The following is a 15,699-nucleotide window of genomic DNA, read 5'->3' on the forward strand; positions in this document are numbered from 1 at the left end:
CCCTTAACTTTCTAGATATCGTTGTTTCGCTAATCCTGCTTTTCTTCTATAGATCCAGATGATTACAGCCGCTGCGATCCACACCAAGCTCACCACTTGTGCGATTCGAAGTGAAGTTCCCCAAACGATCAAGCTATCTGTACGAAGTCCTTCTATAAAGAAACGTCCGATCGAATACCAGATGATATACGTTAAGAACAATTCACCTCGGTGAAGATTAACACGACGTAGATAAAGCAAGACGATAACACCTATGAAGCTCCAAAGTGATTCATATAGAAAGGTTGGGTGATAATAGGTACCATCAATATACATCTGATTGATGATAAAGTCTGGCAGCATGAGTGATTCTAAAAAGTTTCGCGTCACTTCCCCGCCATGAGCTTCCTGGTTCATGAAGTTGCCCCAGCGTCCGATCGCCTGACCAAGCAATATGCTAGGAGCTGCGATATCAACAAGCTTCCAGAATGAAATTTTCTTTACTTTTGAAAAAACGAGTGCTGTTAAGAAGGAACCGATTAAAGCACCATGAATCGCGATGCCGCCTTCCCAAACAGCGAGAATCTTGCTAGGATTATCTTTATAAAAATCCCATTCAAACGCTACATAATAAAGTCTTGCACATAAAATGGCTACAGGCACTGCAATCATCACTACATCAACGAACGTATCCTTAGCAAGCCCGCGTCTCTCTGATTCTCTTACTGCGAGCCAAAGACCAAGCATCGCACCAAAGCCAATAATAAGTCCGTACCAATAGATCGTGAGCGGCCCTAATTCGAGTGCTACACGATTTAGAGGTTGAATCGTTTCTTCCACAGTCTACACTTCCTTCTCATTCTTATAGGTCTTCTTCATCTCCAGCTTCAATTACATCTGTTAAACGGTCTGAGAATTGCTGCGCAGCATTCATTCCCATTCTTTTCAATCGGAAGTTCATCGCTGCTACTTCGATAATGACCGCTAAGTTTCGCCCAGGACGAACAGGAATCGTTAAGATTGGAATCTCCGTATCAATGATCTTTGTTGTCTCTTCTTCCAAACCTAGTCGGTCATACACTTTTTTTGAATCCCAAGCTTCCAGATTCATAACGATCGAGATTTTTTTATAGTTGCGAATCGCTCCAGCACCGAACAACGTCATCACGTTGATGATGCCAAGACCACGAATCTCAAGCAGATGCTGTATGAGTTCAGGTGCACTGCCGATAAGTGTATCTTCATCTTCCTGTCTGATCTCAACCGAATCATCAGCTACTAACCGGTGCCCTCGTTTTACGAGTTCGAGAGCCGTTTCACTTTTTCCAACACCCGAATTACCCGTGATCAGAACACCGATTCCATATATATCTACTAAAACACCATGTTTAGCAGTCGTTGGCGCCAAACGACTCTCTAAATAATTGGTGATACGACTGGATAGACGCGTTGTCGTAACCGGTGAACGCATGATCGGCACTCCACTTTTATGAGAAGCTTTAAGCAGCTCTTTAGGAACTTCAATGTCTCTAGAAACGATGATTCCCGGTGTCTCATCCGTACAAAGCGCGGTTAAACGCTCCATTCGTGTTTCAGGATCAAGTTCTGAAATAAACGAAAGCTCTGTTTTCCCAAGAAGCTGTAGTCGCTCACCCGGATAAAAGGTAAAATAACCAGCCATCTCAAGACCTGGCCGTGAGATGTCGCTCGTTCGGATCGTTCGGTGAATGCCTTCTTCACCACTAACAAGCTCTAGATGAAATTTTTTTATGAGTTCATGAATATGTACCTTAGCCATTGGGTCCTCCTCGACATTTTTCAATGACTCTATTGTATCACTTCAACCATGGATTAACCAAAGAGTACTACAGAGTTATTTCTGACTTTCACCCCAACTGTAAACGTCTACAGGTATCGTATTAAACGTTGATTCTTTTTGAAGGATCATCCCTATTCGAGATGCGACAGTGATAGACTTTTTATGGTTAGGCTGAATCAAACAGATGAGACGAGTAATCCCTAGTTCCTGAACGGCGTAGTTTTTGAAATAGATCGCGGCCTCTGTAGCGTAGCCGTTACCCCAATATTCCTTCGCCAGCCAATAGCCGATTTCAAACTCTTTTTTTCCATCAATCGTTTGCTGCACAATACCTGCGTGACCGACCGGGTGTAGACTTTCTCTATGCTCCATAAGAAATAATCCTCTCCCATCGCGATACCCCGGTAGAAGCCATTCATCAAAGCTTTTTCGAGCTTCTTCTTCTGAACGAGTTACCCCTTTTCCTATAAATTGAACAACATCAGGATCTGCCCATAACGAGGCAAAAAATGAAAAATCCTCACTCGTATATGGTCGAAATTTCAGCCTTTCTGTTTGCAATATCACCAACACCTTTTAAAAGAGAAATGCCGTTTGATCGAATTCGAAGCAAACGGCTGAAATGACTATTTATCCTTATTTTCCATCTATGAAAATCTTATCATGAACTGAGAGCTTTTGACTTGGTTTTGTTAAACCATTGTTTAAAAGAATCTTACCTGTTTTTATGTTATGAGCGATTTCTGTTCTGCTCCATCCTTCTAGATGATCCGCAAGTGTGCGATCGATACGAAAGATCCCGTTGACCGATGTTATCTTTATTTCGCATGCAAAATCCCCTTTTTGCATAGAGGTAATCTTTTCACCTGGCTCTATTTCTATAAAAGATGTTGGTACGATTGACAGTGGATTCACATGCTCAGTGAACGATTTATAAATGTTGAGCTTTTTGTTCCATGAATGGTTTTTCGGACATTTGTATATCGCAAACTGATAGATGTTCTTTCCGTTTGCATTGTGCCTCTGAATGGTCGTATCGGTAAATGTGGTAACTTTTCCACACATTTTACACTGTTTTTTTACCGTGTCAGCCTTTATTTGTTGATGTAACGCTAAAGCATATTGTTGAATCTGCATTTTTCTTCACCTCTGGAATGAGTAGTGAAGAAATACAACTTCTATTTGATTTCTTGCAGAACGTAAAAAAAGCTCCCCTCATACAAGGAGAGCTTTGAACGCAATGTTACCGAAAATAACGGACTGCAGTTCGCTGTATTTCCTCTGTAATGGGTTGTAGACAGACTTCTCCCGCGGTCAGAAACATGGCGTTTCTTAACGGTTGAGAAGCGATCTAAATTGTTTTCCATTACAGGTTAAATGTTGGCATACAGGTCACTTGAGGTCCTTTCTTTCAAACAGAATACCTTAATATTACTATAAAGTATAAAATATGGAAACTAAAAAACACATCTATTGTGAGGATACTGAAAGAGCAAATCTGTGTGGGGGGATCTCCGCTCCAGGGTACATGCTTTCCGCGGGGCGGGCGGTGAGCCCCCTGCCGCTTCGCGCCTTTAGTGGTCTCACCTGTCCCACTCGTCCCGCAGGAGTCAGTACCCTTCCGCTCCAATCCCTGAAAAGGTTGCTTTTAAGAATAAAAAGAACTTAAGTAATCATTAGTTATAACAGATGACAAAAAAACAACTAGAGGGGGGCATTTTGGATTTGATTGTGATGAACAAGTAAAATTCAAATCGAAGACGCACATAGAGGTACCAAGGTGTTGCCACTTTATTTCGTACAAAACTCACTCTGCACGAAGATGGAACGTAATTATCACCTCAGCCAGGTAAAAAAGAAAAACCGGTGAATTTCCACCGGTTTTTCAAGCTTTTTATGAAAGATGCTTTTTTCATAATTAGATTTGATCGAACTGCTACTTTAGTTTCTTTTCCGCTTCTTTCTTAATGGTTCCAAAACAAAATTGGTCAGGAACATATTGAGAAGTGAAATAATGACTGCAGCGAGTAAAGCCATTCCGAATCCATCTATGTTAAATGAGCTACCCATCAATTCCGCCGTTAACGATAAAAGTGCTGCGTTAATGACGATTAAAAATAAACCTAAAGAAAAAATCGTTACAGGCAAAGTCAACAGGATAAGAATCGGCTTCAGAAAAACGTTAAACAGTGATAATAAAACGCTGGCTAATAATGCAGCACTGATGTTTTCGATATGAAAAGCATCAAAGTACCCTGCTACAACCATCAGCGCAACGGTGTTGATCAGTAAAGAAGCAAACCAGCTCATCATTTTATATGCCATCCTCTGGCATAACAGCTAGCGCGATGATGTAAGCTAGACCAACTGGGATAACTGCTGTAAACAGTGCAAGTGCTACTGTTCCTAACCGTACAACCGTCGGATCCACATTCATATACTCTGCAATTCCACCACAAACTCCTGATATTTTAGCATCGTTCGACCTTTTCAGTTTTTTCATGATGTATGTCACCTCTATTTCGCTTTTAGCACCACAACAGAGCCTGTTTTTGCTTCCGCCTCCAATTTAAAAGATGGCCAGCTCTTACCTCCATTCGCGATAAACGAAAGAAACTTACGAGTCACTTCTTTCTTTTCTTCACGCACCTCAACGGACTCAAAATCACAAACAAATCCGCCAACGATTGTTTTAAGAACGGCATCAAGCTCTAGTGTTTCTGGAAATTCTGTTTCTATTTTTCCCGTCACCGTCTTAAAAGATGCATACCCTTCTACTGCAGATGCAAAACGGCAATAGATGGATCCATTTATGGTTTCTGACCGAACCTGTGAAGCATCTACAGAAAGGCGTACAGGTCCGTTCATTGTTTCTGCTTCTACATCTTTAAACTGACAATCGTTCAGTGTTAATGAACCATTTGCAGCCGAAGCTTTCACGTTCTCCCCCGTACAGTGGTTCATCGCAATCGCTCCTACAGTCGTTTTAACTGTCAGCGTTTTTGCATGCGAATCACTTATTTTTACAGGACCGTTAAACGTTGTGATCTTAATCTCATCATACGCTTCTCTTGGAATGGAGATTACGGCGTTCACCTTTTGATGCTTGTTTCTTGAATAGAATCGCATCTTGGTCGCATCACAATCATAGAACGTTTCATTTCTAAATTTCGTTTTGGCCGAAGATCCTTCTGGCACTTTATACACATGTGCATCGCACTCGACTTGCACGTCTTTTCGATCCCAAGGTACGACCGTTACTGAACCGTTGTATACTTCGATGTCCATCGCCTGAAACATGACATGGCTATCTTGAAAGACATAGTGAACAGGTTCAGAAGGTCCAAAATTCAAATCAAAATCGACCGTTTTTATACGCTTTACAACACGATCAAAAAACTTTGCCACTTTATATCCGGAAGTGGGAAGTTTGACAGCAGTCGCACCGTTAACGGCTTTATTTTTGAGACTGAGAGGACTGATAGAGCTCAGCTGCAGCTTCTTCTTATCGTTAAGGGCATACAAAAGTTTCTCCGCTTCTTCAACAGAGATCTTACCTTCGTTCAGCATGTTTAAAATCATTTTGCGTTCTTCCATACATTGACGCCTCCTTTTTGGGGTTCCGTCACCGGCGTCGGCTGATTCTAAGATGTCTGAGACTTTCCGGTATTACTTGTACAAAAATGGTTTATGAGACAATTACCTTTATTCCTTTAACAATATTCCAGATCATCACAATTAATGTCAGCGTTCCGAAAATGAGCGCACTTATAACAATAGCGATAAGATGATATTGCGTTTCAAAAACAATAATAATACCTAATGGAACAGCGATAATGGGCAGTAGATGGGATAAAAATGATTTCTTTGCGTGCTCCATCACTTCAGGCTCATCTGCGATAAGATACACAGCGATCGGAAATAGAAACGGTGCAAAAAACAAACTAAAATAGCATAGTGCAGAAATGATTTTTTTCGAGCCTTCCTTCATCAAACAAGACCTCCTGCTTTAATAAAACAATAACGGGACTGCAAGCAAAAGGCATGTGCTTTTTTACTTCGACCCCTTTTAACAATCTTCCTTTATCTCTATAGCCATTCGACATAACTTCTAAAATTCCGTATCATAATGACAAAAACACCCAAGGGAGCAACCATCATTGAAACAGATTCGAACATTAAAAATTCTTTTTATAGTATTAGCAATACTGATGATCACTAGCATTATATTCGGCGTTATGACTGAAGATGCTATGGAACTTACCGTAAGTGACCGAATTCTCGCTGGCCTGTTCGGCTCGTTCATCGTAATGGTGATCAACTATGTACTTTATAAAATTCTTTCTAAGATATGGAAATAAAACACCTATCTATTTTATACGAAAATTGTCGTTTTGAGGAGATTTTGTTTAAGAAAACCATGAAAAAGGAATGGGTAAACAAATAAGACAGGAGTGATTTATTATGGCTGAAGAGAAAAAGAAGCAACAAGGCAAAATGGACAATCCTGAACAATACAAGACAGATCAACAAAGTTTATTTGATAAATTCGAGAGTGAACAAAATGTGGACTCTATTCCGATGGAAGATCTTAAACAAGAAAAGCGTGAAGAAAAGGACAAGAAAGCTACAAAAAAATCTTCGTCTTCAGAGGAAAAATATAAATAAAATAAACAATTCTAATGCACTTACTCTTAAATCGAGAAGGTGTATTTTTTTTGCTGTCATCCTTCAACCATATATAGCTAAAAGTCCTGTTTTAATTAGACGATATTTAAATTTTAGTATAAAAGAATTAAGCGTTAAAGACCGAACATCAGCTGTAATAAAAGCATACCAAAACGGTTGGATCAAAAGTATCGCCCCTCTCCTCTCGACCCATATATTTTAAATAGAAAAAGGACAGTGAAACATTCACCGTCCTTTTTTACTAACTTCTTCTTAGAGTTTTATTTAATGGTTTCTTTCTCTTTGATCTTCCCAGTCATTCGCTTCTTATCCCGTTTTAAAATTGGTGCTAGATAACGGCCGGTGTGAGAAGCATCAATCTCAGCTAGTTCCTCTGGTGTACCAGCACCCACAATCATACCTCCCTTGTCCCCACCTTCAGGTCCAAGGTCGACTAAATGATCACATTGCTTGATCACGTCGAGGTTATGCTCGATCACAAGCACAGAGTCTCCGTTATCTACAAGCCTTTGGAGAACAACAAGCAAGCGAGAGATATCATCTACATGAAGACCCGTAGTTGGCTCGTCTAGAATGTAGATCGTTTTACCCGTTGAACGCTTATGAAGCTGTGACGCGAGCTTCACACGCTGTGCTTCTCCTCCAGAAAGAGTTGTAGCAGATTGGCCGAGCTTAATATAGCCAAGACCTACATCAAGGATGGTCTTTAGCTTACGATTGATTTTAGGGATATTGGCAAAAAACTCAACAGAGTCTTCTACTGTCATGTCTAAGATATCTGCGATGTTTTTCCCTTTATACTTCACTTCTAATGTTTCTCTGTTATAACGTTTACCATGACAAACTTCACATGGTACGTATACATCAGGCAAGAAATGCATTTCTATTTTAATGATTCCGTCTCCACGGCAAGCTTCACAACGGCCACCTTTAACGTTGAAAGAGAAACGTCCTTTTTTATATCCACGTACCTTCGCTTCATTCGTTGATGCAAAAACATCACGAATATCATCAAATACACCGGTATATGTCGCAGGATTTGATCGTGGTGTTCGGCCGATTGGAGATTGGTCGATATCTATAACTTTATCAATATGTTCTAGACCCTTAATAGTCTTATGAGCACCTGGCTTGTCCTTTGCACGATGCAGCTTTTGTGCAAGAGCTTTATGCAGGATCTCATTCACAAGCGTACTCTTCCCGGATCCCGAAACACCTGTAACTCCAGTAAATAGACCTAATGGGATTTTAGCAGATACGTTTTTTAAGTTATTTTCTGTTGCACCCTTAACTTCAATATATCTTCCATCTGGCTTACGTCTTTCTTTCGGAAGAGGGATAAACTTTTTACCAGACAAGTATTGTCCTGTCAGAGATGCCGGATCTTCCATGATCTCTTGTGGAGTACCTTGTGATGTGATCACGCCACCGTGAGCACCTGCTCCAGGACCGATATCAATCACATAGTCTGCTGCAAGCATCGTGTCTTCATCATGCTCAACGACGATCAACGTATTCCCTAGAGAACGCATTTCTTCTAGTGTTCGAATCAATCGATCATTGTCTCTCTGATGAAGGCCGATGGATGGCTCATCTAGAATATAAAGAACACCCATCAAACGTGACCCAACTTGAGTCGCAAGGCGAATTCGCTGTGCTTCACCACCAGATAGAGTACCAGCTGCTCGGCTTAGCGTTAGATAATCTAGTCCCACATTGATCAAGAAACCTGAGCGATCCACGATTTCGCGTAGAATGAGCTTCGCGATCGCACGCTCTTTATTCGTGAGATCAAGGTTATCGAAGAATTCTTTTGCTTCTGTAATTGAAAGAGCAGTCGTTTCACCGATATGTTTTCCGTTGATCAAAACAGAAAGAGCTTCTTTTTTCAGACGATGCCCTTTACATGTCGGACATGGCTTTTGCGCCATGTATCCTTCCATCTGTTCACGAATATAATCTGAACTCGTTTCGCGATATCTGCGCTGAATGTTGCCTAGTACGCCTTCAAATTGAATCTCGTTTTTACGAACTTGACCAAAATCATTTTTGTAAGTGAACGTAAGGTACTCCTTACTTCCATTTAGAATTTTATCCATTTGATCTTTCGGAAGAGATTCAACCGGTACATCCATATCAATACCAAAGTGGTTACAGATGCTCTCTAAAAGCTGCGGATAATATTGCGAACTGATCGGTTCCCATGGCGCAATGGCGTTATCACGTAAAGAACGGCTCCAGTCAGGAATAACTAGCTCTGGATCCACTTCGAGTTTTACTCCTAAACCATCACATGAAGAGCACGCCCCGAACGGACTATTAAAGGAAAACAGACGTGGCTCTAGTTCGCCAATTGAAAAACCACAATGTGGACAGGCATGGTTTTGTGAGAATAGAAGTTCCTCTTCTTCCATAACATCAACGACAACACTTCCTCCACCAAGGTTGAGTGCCGCCTCAAGAGAATCAGCTAGACGAGTAGCGACTCCTTCTTTTACAACGATACGGTCGATTACGATTTCAATCGTATGTTTTTTATTTTTCTCAAGCTTAATTTCCTCAGAGATCTCACGCATCTCTCCGTCTATACGAACACGAACATACCCCTGCTTCTTAATATCTTCAAGAGCCTTAACATGTTCCCCTTTTCGACCGGAAACAACAGGTGCTAAAATTTGAAGCTTCGTACGCTCAGGATATTCTAAAATTCGGTCTACCATTTGTTCAATCGTTTGCGAAGTGATCTCCACGTTATGAACAGGACATACCGGTCGGCCGATACGCGCGAATAAAAGTCGAAGATAGTCATAGATTTCCGTAACCGTACCTACCGTTGAACGAGGGTTACGGCTTGTGGTTTTCTGATCGATCGAAATAGCAGGTGACAGACCCTCAATCGAGTCCACATCTGGCTTATCCATCTGTCCTAGGAACTGACGAGCATAAGCAGAAAGAGATTCAACGTAACGACGCTGCCCTTCTGCATAGATCGTATCAAAAGCAAGTGAAGATTTACCCGAACCAGATAAGCCGGTTAAAACAACCAGCTTATCACGCGGGATCGTAATATCTATATTCTTTAAATTATGGGCTCTAGCACCCTTTACAATTATGTTTTGATTGGTAGCCAACTGCTATCATCCTTCCGCTTTTAACTCAAGTATGAGGTCACGAAGCTCTGCTGCACGTTCGAACTGAAGGTTCTTTGCAGCATCCTTCATCTCTTTTTCCATACGCTCGATAAACGCTTCGCGATCTTTCTTGCTCATCTTTTGCTTAGGAGCTTTTGAACTTGTATACGTTTCTGTATCTTCGGCAGCTTGTGTCGCTCGAATCACATCACGCACTTCTTTTTTAATCGTAGTAGGCGTGATTCCATGCTTTTCATTGTGCTCTATCTGTTTCTGACGTCTGCGCTGCGTCTCATCGATCGCGATCTGCATGGATTTCGTAATCTTATCTCCATACATAATAACGTGGCCGTTTGAGTTACGAGCAGCACGGCCAATCGTCTGGATAAGCGAGCGTTCTGAACGTAAGAAGCCTTCTTTATCTGCATCTAAAATGGCAACGAGAGAGACTTCAGGAATATCTAATCCTTCTCGCAACAAGTTAATTCCGACGAGTACATCAAAAACACCAAGACGAAGATCACGTATGATCTGGATCCGTTCTAAAGTCTTAATTTCTGAATGCAGGTAACGAACTTTTATGCCGAGCTCTACAAAATAATCCGTAAGATCCTCAGACATCTTTTTCGTTAATGTTGTAACAAGAACTCGTTCGTTTTTCGCGATTCTTTCGTTAATCTCACCGAGTAAGTCATCGATTTGACCTTTGATCGGACGAACTTCTAGTGTAGGATCAAGGAGCCCTGTTGGACGAATAATTTGCTCAACCGGATCAGGTGCGTGTTCGAGCTCATACGGACCTGGTGTTGCTGATACGTAAATATGCTGAAACTTTGTGTAACGCTCAAATTCTTCAAACGTTAGCGGGCGGTTATCCTTTGCAGAAGGTAATCGGAATCCGTGATCTACAAGAACTCCTTTTCTCGCTTGGTCTCCATTAAACATTCCACGAATCTGTGGAAGAGTAACATGGGACTCATCGATAACAATCAGTGAATCATCTGGAAAATAATCAAGAAGTGTATAAGGTGTTGAACCTAATGGTCTTAGAGTCAGGTGAACAGAGTAGTTCTCAATCCCTGAGCAAAAGCCCATCTCCGCCATCATCTCTAGGTCGTATCTTGTACGCTGTTCGAGACGCTGTGCTTCTAATAGTTTTCCAGCTTCATTCAATTCTTTCAGGCGATCTTCAAGTTCAGCTTCAATGCGCTTGATCGCTACTTTCATTTTCTCTTCACGTGTTACGAAGTGGGAAGCTGGGAAAATGGCAACGTGGTTACGTTCACCAAGAATTTCGCCTGTTAGTGCGTCCACTTCAGTAATTCGGTCGATCTCATCACCAAAAAACTCCACACGAAGACAATGTTCATCGCGTGAGGCTGGAAAGATTTCCACAACATCTCCTCTAACTCGGAACGTACCACGAGTAAAGTTGATATCGTTTCGGTTGTATTGAACATCTACAAGATCACGTAAAAGCTGATCACGGTCTTTCTCCATGCCTTCTCGTAAGGAAATCACCATGTCTTTATATTCTTCAGGTGAACCTAGACCATAAATACAAGATACACTGGCCACAATAATAACGTCTTTTCGTTCAAAAAGGGATGAAGTAGCCGAGTGGCGAAGTTTATCGATCTCATCATTTATACTTGCGTCTTTTTCAATGTAAGTATCAGAGTGAGCAATGTAAGCTTCTGGCTGATAATAATCGTAATACGATACAAAATATTCAACTGCGTTGTTCGGGAAAAATTCTTTTAACTCACTGTAAAGCTGTCCGGCTAATGTTTTGTTATGAGCAATAACAAGAGTCGGTTTGTTTACTTCCTGAATAACGTTGGATACCGTAAACGTCTTCCCTGTTCCGGTCGCACCAAGCAGGGTCATACTCTTCTTTCCTGCGTTTATATTGTTCACAAGATGCTTGATCGCTGCGGGCTGATCCCCTTGTGGCTGATAGTTTGATTTGATTTCGAACAATTGACTTTGACTCACAAAACCGAACCTCCGTTCCTAAATTCTGGTTACTCAAATTATAGCACAGCCCTCATCCAAAAACCTAATAATTACGAACAAATATTCGCAGAAGTTTCTGGAAAGAAAGTAAAGTGTTATACTTAAAGGTAGGCGCTCGTTGGGAAATAAATTGTATGGGGTCTGACCCCATTTCCCGCTAGCATTACCAAGGTTTTCGGAAAAATTGTAGAAGGTGTGTCCCCTTAAAGGAGTTTTAAAAATGGAGTTTTTTTATATACTGCTAGGTTTATGCATCGGCATCTTTTCAGGCATTTTCGGAATTGGTGGTGGCTTTATTCTGACACCCGTTCTTATTTTATTCGGCATCCCGCCTCTATCTGCGATTGGAACAAGTCTCATGTACTCAATCGGGACGAGTGTTTCAGGAGTTGCTGCACATCTGAGATTTAAGAACATTCTATGGAAACCCGCTGCTGTTCTAGGAGTTGTTGGGATTGGTGCAACACAGGTCGCTCATCCACTTGTAGTTTGGTCAGAAAAGATGGGTTATGACGATACAATCATTCCTATATTTTATATTGTTCTTCTTGCCTACTTTGCTCTTTCCCTGCTTTATAAGCAAACAAAACGCAAGAATAAAACTGAAATCACAACCGAGATCCAATTTTCTTGGCCAAAAGCCATCTTTATTGGATTCACAGGAGGATTCATTTCTACGACATTAGGAGTTGGTGGGGGATTCGTGATGGTTCCAATGCTCATCTCATTGATGAAGTTTCCTTCTAGAAAAGCGGTTGGGACGAGCTTGGTCAGTGTGTTTTTCATTGTAAGTGCTGGATTCTTAACGTACGCATCAAGTGTACAGATTGACTATAAACTAGGCCTCCTACTGATATTAGGGGCGCTCGTCGGCACGCAGCTAGGAGCCAAACTTACAACCATCTATTCCAGTGAACAGATTCAAAAATACCTAGGTGCCCTGTACATCACGATTTTAAGCTCAGTTGTCCTTAAGCTCGTTCATCTCGATAAAGCTGGGCTTGGCATCATTACGCTATATGTGTTATCCATGCTCGTACTTTTTTTGAAAGAAACGATCACTCATACAAAAAGAAAGACGTCTACCTCGTGAAGGTGACGTCTTTTTTTATCTTACTTTTCGTTTTTGTTTGTTATAAATTTTAAGTCCCAGTAAAAAGCCGACGATCGTAGAAATTACGGCCACGATTTGGAGAGGCAAAGGTTGATTCAACCCATCAAAACCAAAAATCATAATAACAACAGTAATCCCTAGAGGTAAGTATTTAGTAAACAACACTCTATTAAAAAGCAGCTGTAAACATAAAGGCAATAAAGCTGCGACACTATACTCCAACATGAAACGAAGAACCCCTCTCCTTGAACACCTCAAAAAAACATCACTTTTGTAAACGTTCTAATATACCTCTCTAAATTTAACAAAACTCCCTAGACAAAAACAAGGAAATTGTTGCGGGAAATAAATTGTTTAGGGTCAGACCCCTTCTCTTTGAAACTTTCTGTTTAAAAGTACGTACAGTAGGATAATGCTTAAAAAGGACGAATATGATTAACAAGTATCTTCAAAGGAGATGATTTTGCATGTTAAAGAAACTATTAAAATCACTATTAGGACACAGCAGCCATAAAAGGTACAGCAGCTCAGGCTACAAATATAAGAAAAGCTACAAGAAATACAGCAGCAGTGATTTTGGCAAAAAGCATTATGGTGGATATGGACATAAGCATTACAAAAAGAAAAAAAGAAGCAGCTTCTTTAGCTCGTGATCTATTTTAAGATATTAACAATATGATAACTGAACTTTGGAAAGGTCTGCAAAGAGCGTTATGGGACAGACCTTTTAATGCTGGCCACCACATTCATGAGCGATATCAAATTCAAGAAGTTCTAGGAATGGGTAGTTACGGTATTACGTATTTAGCATTTGATAGGCATACAGATGAGATGATCGTACTAAAGCAGCTTCGGAACACAAAAGCAAAGACCACATCAGGTCTTCTCTCTTTTCAAAGAGAGTCTCAGATTTTAGGGGCGCTTCAAAAACACCCTGTTCCGAAGCTTTTGAACACCTTTCAAGATGAACAAGGCCACTTTATCGCTATGGAGTGGATCAAGGGAGAAACATTTGAAGATCTGATTTTTCGTGACAATCAAACCTATAACGAAAAAGAAACAATCGCAATTTTGCTAGAGCTTTTAAACATTACTGGACGCTTTCATGAGAAAGGGATCATACATCGAGATCTTCGCATTCCAAATATCATACAACGTGATAAAGAACTAATCGTGATTGACTTTGGACTTGCTTGTTATTTATCAGACAAAAACCGAGAGATTGAAGATCCCCATGATCATCCTGAGAAACTTCGGATGCGTGCTGTCAAAGTGGAAAGCGATCTGTTTGCTCTCGGTCATTTTGCACTCTTTCTTCTTTACTCTTCTTACAAGCCTCAATTAAAAAAAGAGTTAAGCTGGGAAGAAGAATTAGACATCTCACGTTCCTTCAAATACGTTCTTCGGAAAATGCTCCAACTTGACGAGCCCTTTCATTCCACTACTGACGTTCAAAAAGCATTACGCTCTATAAAAAAAGCTCGGTAATTATACCGGGCTTTTCATGGTTTAAGGATGTTTACTTTTCAGCAAGAACTCTTCATATTCTTTTTCATGTTTTGTTGTTACGGAAAGATTTTGCAAAGCTCGGTGAAATTGCTGATAGTCTAAAGCAAATAAGAAATGATTCTCTAACCCACTTGCAGTTAGTACGCCAAATTCCCAAACTGCATTATAATCACGCTTATTTAAAGATTTTGCCATCAAATCTAAGACTTTCAGTATTTCTGTACAAACTAACACGTTGTCTTTGGCATAGTGTCGGATGTACCCAAATCCATTATATAAGTAGTGGCTAAAATCTCTTTCTTGTAAAACAACCCGCAGATTGTTTTCATTGTCTACTAAATACTTTGAAAATACGGAGCATCGTGAAATAGATGTGAGAACCTCTCCAAGTTGATAGATCGAGTTCGTTGCCGTTTTCGGATCGTTATTTCCAAGTGAACGGATTGCAACTTCTACTAGTTTATTGATACTAAATTCAATATCTTGTACTTCAGTTTGCCTTCTCCCAATCTTGATGAGTGACAGATATTTTTGTTCATCTATTTGATTGTCTCCTTTTTTCCAATAAGATAGGAATGGTGTTGTGGCGTAAACATAGCTACCAATCGTGTACTCTAATCGTATGACAATATCATCACGCTTAGCTTCTTTCATGATCGAGATGAAATCAACGAGTTGAATAAATCCGGACTTTTTAGCCGTAATCGTATAACCGCTCTTATCACAAATATCACTGTTCACCGTCGTTAAGTCGTTCACTTTATAAGGATCAACTTCATCCTCCAGCGTGTTCTTCACAATCGATAACGCTTCATTCTTCATATCATAAGTCATCTGGTTCACTTGAAGCCACGCCACAGCATGATTGATAAAAAAGATAAACGTTCCCATCGCAAAAGCTGCAATGATCGCTGCCACAAAAGGAACAGCGAAATAGTATTCAGCCATTCTTTTATTCAAAAATAAAAAACTCAACAACATATAGATGAAACTTGATGTAAATATCCCTAGAACACGCTGAGTTGATTTACTAGCTATAAAGTTCTTCAGCATACGAGGAGAAAACTGTCCAGAAAAGGTTGTAAACACAACAAGAATCAAGTTAAAGGTAAAGGTGGTAAGAGTTAGAGTGGCAGCGGTAAGAGTTCCTACTAAATTTCGTGTAAGTTCATAATCAACTGCAAAAAAAAGACGCATTTGATTTCCTAAATCATATTTTAAGTCAGTTGTTAAAGTAACAACTACTAATAGTATAGAAAAAATAACGTAAAGCACGGGAGTAAACCACATATTCGATTGCACAGTATGTGATAATTCCCTCTCGGACATTCTTGTGTATTTCTTTAAATAATTGTCTAACAGGTTCAATCTAAACATGTGTACATCCCCTTAGAAGTAAAAACAACAGTTATTTTGGAACACAAAATACAAGTGGCTCC

The 15,699-nt window shown here is 40.3% G+C and carries 17 protein-coding genes; 5 read left to right on the top strand and 12 right to left on the bottom strand.

The window, feature by feature from the left end; translation table 11 throughout:
• Window positions 1–3 precede the first annotated feature (3 nt).
• The 8 genes from lgt to I5J82_RS13605 all read right to left on the bottom strand — a co-directional run bounded on the left by lgt (window position 4) and on the right by I5J82_RS13605 (window position 5,789).
• Window positions 4–819 (bottom strand): prolipoprotein diacylglyceryl transferase, encoded by an 816-nt coding sequence (gene lgt / locus I5J82_RS13570; RefSeq protein WP_198768275.1) that lies wholly within the window; start codon window positions 817–819, stop codon window positions 4–6.
• A 22-nt stretch (window positions 820–841) separates the two neighbouring features.
• Window positions 842–1,777, bottom strand: coding sequence for an HPr(Ser) kinase/phosphatase (gene hprK / locus I5J82_RS13575; RefSeq protein ID WP_137791665.1), 936 nt, complete (start codon window positions 1,775–1,777; stop codon window positions 842–844).
• Between the two features lie 75 nt (window positions 1,778–1,852).
• Window positions 1,853–2,359 (bottom strand): GNAT family N-acetyltransferase, encoded by a 507-nt coding sequence (locus I5J82_RS13580; protein WP_198768276.1) that lies wholly within the window; start codon window positions 2,357–2,359, stop codon window positions 1,853–1,855.
• A gap of 75 nt (window positions 2,360–2,434) precedes the next feature.
• Window positions 2,435–2,935, bottom strand: a complete 501-nt coding sequence (locus I5J82_RS13585; protein WP_198768277.1) for a DUF1062 domain-containing protein — start codon at window positions 2,933–2,935, stop codon at window positions 2,435–2,437.
• Between the two features lie 804 nt (window positions 2,936–3,739).
• On the bottom strand, window positions 3,740–4,111 hold the full coding sequence (locus tag I5J82_RS13590) for a phage holin family protein (protein WP_198768278.1): 372 nt from the start codon (window positions 4,109–4,111) through the stop codon (window positions 3,740–3,742).
• 1 nt (window position 4,112) lies between these two features.
• Window positions 4,113–4,301, bottom strand: coding sequence for a PspC domain-containing protein (locus tag I5J82_RS13595; RefSeq protein ID WP_198768279.1), 189 nt, complete (start codon window positions 4,299–4,301; stop codon window positions 4,113–4,115).
• A 14-nt stretch (window positions 4,302–4,315) separates the two neighbouring features.
• On the bottom strand, window positions 4,316–5,395 hold the full coding sequence (locus I5J82_RS13600) for a DUF4097 family beta strand repeat-containing protein (RefSeq protein ID WP_198768280.1): 1,080 nt from the start codon (window positions 5,393–5,395) through the stop codon (window positions 4,316–4,318).
• Between the two features lie 91 nt (window positions 5,396–5,486).
• A complete protein-coding gene (locus I5J82_RS13605; RefSeq protein WP_198768281.1) occupies window positions 5,487–5,789 on the bottom strand; it encodes a DUF4870 domain-containing protein in 303 nt (100 codons plus the stop codon).
• 169 nt (window positions 5,790–5,958) lie between these two features.
• On the opposite strand from I5J82_RS13605, the gene I5J82_RS13610 reads away from it, so the two are divergent.
• On the top strand, window positions 5,959–6,159 hold the full coding sequence (locus I5J82_RS13610) for a hypothetical protein (RefSeq protein WP_198768282.1): 201 nt from the start codon (window positions 5,959–5,961) through the stop codon (window positions 6,157–6,159).
• A gap of 103 nt (window positions 6,160–6,262) precedes the next feature.
• Window positions 6,263–6,466 (top strand): hypothetical protein, encoded by a 204-nt coding sequence (locus I5J82_RS13615; protein ID WP_198768283.1) that lies wholly within the window; start codon window positions 6,263–6,265, stop codon window positions 6,464–6,466.
• Between the two features lie 281 nt (window positions 6,467–6,747).
• Here the strand turns inward: I5J82_RS13615 and uvrA are convergent, their stop codons facing one another.
• The gene (gene uvrA / locus I5J82_RS13620; RefSeq protein ID WP_198768284.1) at window positions 6,748–9,618 is read right to left on the bottom strand and encodes an excinuclease ABC subunit UvrA; all 2,871 of its coding nucleotides are present in this window, start codon (window positions 9,616–9,618) and stop codon (window positions 6,748–6,750) included.
• A 6-nt stretch (window positions 9,619–9,624) separates the two neighbouring features.
• Window positions 9,625–11,616 (bottom strand): excinuclease ABC subunit UvrB, encoded by a 1,992-nt coding sequence (gene uvrB, locus I5J82_RS13625; protein ID WP_198768285.1) that lies wholly within the window; start codon window positions 11,614–11,616, stop codon window positions 9,625–9,627.
• A 241-nt stretch (window positions 11,617–11,857) separates the two neighbouring features.
• Here uvrB and I5J82_RS13630 point away from each other — a divergent pair, with 241 nt between their 5' ends.
• Window positions 11,858–12,730 (top strand): sulfite exporter TauE/SafE family protein, encoded by an 873-nt coding sequence (locus I5J82_RS13630; protein ID WP_198768286.1) that lies wholly within the window; start codon window positions 11,858–11,860, stop codon window positions 12,728–12,730.
• Window positions 12,731–12,745: 15 nt separating this feature from the next.
• Here the strand turns inward: I5J82_RS13630 and I5J82_RS13635 are convergent, their stop codons facing one another.
• Window positions 12,746–12,976, bottom strand: a complete 231-nt coding sequence (locus I5J82_RS13635) for a DUF2198 family protein (protein ID WP_198768287.1) — start codon at window positions 12,974–12,976, stop codon at window positions 12,746–12,748.
• A gap of 242 nt (window positions 12,977–13,218) precedes the next feature.
• Between I5J82_RS13635 and I5J82_RS13640 the strand changes: the two genes are divergently transcribed.
• Both I5J82_RS13640 and I5J82_RS13645 read left to right on the top strand, forming a co-directional pair.
• Entirely contained in the window at window positions 13,219–13,404 is a 186-nt protein-coding gene (locus I5J82_RS13640; protein ID WP_137791648.1) for a hypothetical protein, read from the top strand.
• A gap of 22 nt (window positions 13,405–13,426) precedes the next feature.
• Window positions 13,427–14,239 (top strand): serine/threonine protein kinase, encoded by an 813-nt coding sequence (locus I5J82_RS13645; protein ID WP_198768288.1) that lies wholly within the window; start codon window positions 13,427–13,429, stop codon window positions 14,237–14,239.
• A 21-nt stretch (window positions 14,240–14,260) separates the two neighbouring features.
• Here the strand turns inward: I5J82_RS13645 and I5J82_RS13650 are convergent, their stop codons facing one another.
• Window positions 14,261–15,637 (bottom strand): DUF2254 domain-containing protein, encoded by a 1,377-nt coding sequence (locus tag I5J82_RS13650; protein ID WP_233096484.1) that lies wholly within the window; start codon window positions 15,635–15,637, stop codon window positions 14,261–14,263.
• Between the last annotated feature and the right edge of the window lie 62 nt (window positions 15,638–15,699).

This window comes from Fictibacillus halophilus (assembly GCF_016401385.1).
GTDB classification, from domain to species: Bacteria; Bacillota; Bacilli; order Bacillales; family Fictibacillaceae; genus Fictibacillus; species Fictibacillus halophilus.

Excerpts from the sequence above, each read along its gene's own strand:
- hprK (WP_137791665.1), bottom strand. The coding sequence starts at position 1,777 with ATGGCTAAGGTACATATTCATGAACTCATAAAAAAATTTCATCTAGAG.
- I5J82_RS13585 (WP_198768277.1), bottom strand. The coding sequence starts at position 2,935 with ATGCAGATTCAACAATATGCTTTAGCGTTACATCAACAAATAAAGGCT.
- I5J82_RS13590 (WP_198768278.1), bottom strand. The coding sequence starts at position 4,111 with ATGATGAGCTGGTTTGCTTCTTTACTGATCAACACCGTTGCGCTGATG.
- I5J82_RS13595 (WP_198768279.1), bottom strand. The coding sequence starts at position 4,301 with ATGAAAAAACTGAAAAGGTCGAACGATGCTAAAATATCAGGAGTTTGT.
- I5J82_RS13600 (WP_198768280.1), bottom strand. The coding sequence starts at position 5,395 with ATGGAAGAACGCAAAATGATTTTAAACATGCTGAACGAAGGTAAGATC.
- I5J82_RS13605 (WP_198768281.1), bottom strand. The coding sequence starts at position 5,789 with ATGAAGGAAGGCTCGAAAAAAATCATTTCTGCACTATGCTATTTTAGT.
- I5J82_RS13615 (WP_198768283.1), top strand. The coding sequence starts at position 6,263 with ATGGCTGAAGAGAAAAAGAAGCAACAAGGCAAAATGGACAATCCTGAA.
- I5J82_RS13630 (WP_198768286.1), top strand. The coding sequence starts at position 11,858 with ATGGAGTTTTTTTATATACTGCTAGGTTTATGCATCGGCATCTTTTCA.
- I5J82_RS13635 (WP_198768287.1), bottom strand. The coding sequence starts at position 12,976 with ATGTTGGAGTATAGTGTCGCAGCTTTATTGCCTTTATGTTTACAGCTG.
- I5J82_RS13640 (WP_137791648.1), top strand. The coding sequence starts at position 13,219 with ATGTTAAAGAAACTATTAAAATCACTATTAGGACACAGCAGCCATAAA.
- I5J82_RS13645 (WP_198768288.1), top strand. The coding sequence starts at position 13,427 with ATGATAACTGAACTTTGGAAAGGTCTGCAAAGAGCGTTATGGGACAGA.
- I5J82_RS13650 (WP_233096484.1), bottom strand. The coding sequence starts at position 15,637 with ATGTTTAGATTGAACCTGTTAGACAATTATTTAAAGAAATACACAAGA.